The organism is Megasphaera sp. AF13-6AC (assembly GCF_027685385.1).
GTDB lineage: Bacteria > Bacillota > Negativicutes > Veillonellales > Megasphaeraceae > Megasphaera > Megasphaera micronuciformis.
Genome location: NZ_JAQCUN010000166.1, coordinates 326 through 2,421, shown reverse-complemented (window position 1 = coordinate 2,421; position 2,096 = coordinate 326). Strand labels below are relative to the sequence as shown.

At 45.2% G+C, this 2,096-nt stretch carries 1 protein-coding gene and 1 riboswitch; the gene reads right to left on the bottom strand.

Annotation, left to right across the window (positions count from 1 at the left end; translation table 11 throughout):
- Positions 1–18: 18 nt before the first annotated feature.
- Positions 19–1,698, bottom strand: coding sequence for a formate--tetrahydrofolate ligase (locus PGX78_RS07625; protein ID WP_270446289.1), 1,680 nt, complete (start codon positions 1,696–1,698; stop codon positions 19–21).
- Between the two features lie 58 nt (positions 1,699–1,756).
- A riboswitch (ZMP/ZTP riboswitch) is annotated at positions 1,757–1,834 on the bottom strand.
- Positions 1,835–2,096 lie beyond the last annotated feature (262 nt).

The window sequence follows — 2,096 nt, the reverse complement described above, 5'->3', positions numbered from 1 at the left end:
TCTTCTATTCCCATGGTTTTAGAAGAGCCCTGTAATATTTCCTTTTTCATCAATATCCATCCTGTTCGCCGCCGGCACCTTGGGCAGTCCCGGCATAGTCATAATATTACCCGTCTCGCAAACAATAAAGCCTGCGCCGGTACATACACGCACATCTTTGACCGTTACATAAAAGTTTTCAGGTGCGCCTAAAAGGTCGGCGTTGTCAGACAAAGAATACTGCGTCTTAGCGACACATACGGGCATCTTATCCAACCCGAAAGCTTCGAGTTCCTTTACCTGTTTTTGAGCCTTCCCTTCAAAGATCACGCCTTTACCGCCGTAAATACGAGTCACTATTTTTTCCAGTTTTTCGGGAATCGTTTCATTTACGTCATATAAAGGGCAATAAAGACTTGCATCTTTTTCCATTAAGGGCAGCAATAAGTTGGCCATCTCTTTGCCGCCTTCGCCGCCTTCAGCCCAGCAGTCATTTAAAGCTACAGGCACACCGTAGTCCTCACACAAGCGAGTGAGAGTTTCCAACTCCGCATCCGTATCGGAAAGGAAGCGATTGATTCCTACTACTACGGGCACATTGAAAATACGCATATTCTCAATGTGTTTCGCCAAGTTGGCAAACCCGGCTTCTAAAGCCTTCACATTTTCTTCCTGTAAGTCCGCCTTCTTTACTCCTCCATGCATCTTTAATGCTCTGACAGTTGCTACAATAACTACTGCCGACGGTTTAATATGCCCGAAACGACATTTTATATCCATAAACTTTTCAGCCCCTAAATCGGCACCGAAACCGGCTTCCGTTACTGCAATTTCACCCATTTTCATAGCCAGTTTCGTCGCAATAACGGAATTACAACCGTGGGCAATATTGGCAAAGGGCCCGCCGTGAACTAACGCCGGTGTTTGTTCCGTTGTCTGTACCAAGTTCGGCTTAATAGCATCCTTCATAACAACGGCCATGGCCCCGGCTACACCTAACTGTCCGGCTGTTACCAAATTGCCGTCCAAGTCATAGGCTACCGTGATTTTAGCCATCCGTTGTTTTAAATCTTCCAAATCTTCAGCCAAACACAAGACGGCCATGATTTCCGACGCAACGGTAATCATAAAATGATCTTCACGCGGAAAACCGCATACCTTACCACCTAAGCCTATGGTCAAATTACGCAATGCCCGATCATTCATATCAAGGACCCGCTTCCAAATGACACGACGCACGTCAATACGCAATTCATTGCCTTGATGTACATGATTATCAATGGCTGCGGCTAACAAATTATTTGTCGTAGTAATGGCATGCATATCGCCCGTAAAGTGAAGATTTATATCTTCCATAGGTAAGACCTGAGAATACCCGCCTCCGGCCGCACCGCCTTTAATCCCGAAAACCGGTCCTAAAGAAGGCTCGCGCATAGCTACAACAGCCTTATGCCCCAAGCGGTTAAAAGCCTGAGCCAAGCCGATAGTAGTCATGGATTTCCCTTCACCTGCCGGCGTCGGGTTAATAGCTGTAACCAGGACCAATTTACCGTCCGGTCGACTCTGTAATCGACGAATAGCATCAAAAGAGACCTTCGCCTTATATTTTCCGTACAATTCCAAATCATCTGCCGTAAGTCCCACTTGTTCGGCAATTTCCGTAATCGGCTTTAACTCAGCTTGCTGTGCAATTTCGATATCGCTTAATACAGGTTTCATATCCGTTACTCCTCGTTTATGTGTGGCAGGAGGCATAAAAAATACCGACTCTGCCCGGAATCATTGCCCAGACGGTCGGCTAAAATGGATTATGCTCCCCGTGGTTGTTCCACTTCCGTCAGTTACATAACCTTATATTATTATACCTGTCGCTCCTTTCCTTTGTCAAACGGTTCAGTTATAAGATACATAACAATTAGACATGTATGGGCGGATACTTTTGCGTTCTCATCCCCCTATCTCAACGGTACGTATCCGCATATGACGAGTTCTTATTTTACAAAAATAACGTTGAAGTCGCCATCTCTTTGATACCGACTTCAACGTTATGATAGAAGCACTGTTATGTGTTATTATTTTTTGACCAAATCCTGAGCTACTTCAATATGAAGTTCGCG

What these genes read in the sequence shown, in the direction of transcription:
- PGX78_RS07625 (WP_270446289.1), bottom strand. Translation starts at nt 1,698, where the DNA reads ATGAAACCTGTATTAAGCGATATCGAAATTGCACAGCAAGCTGAGTTA.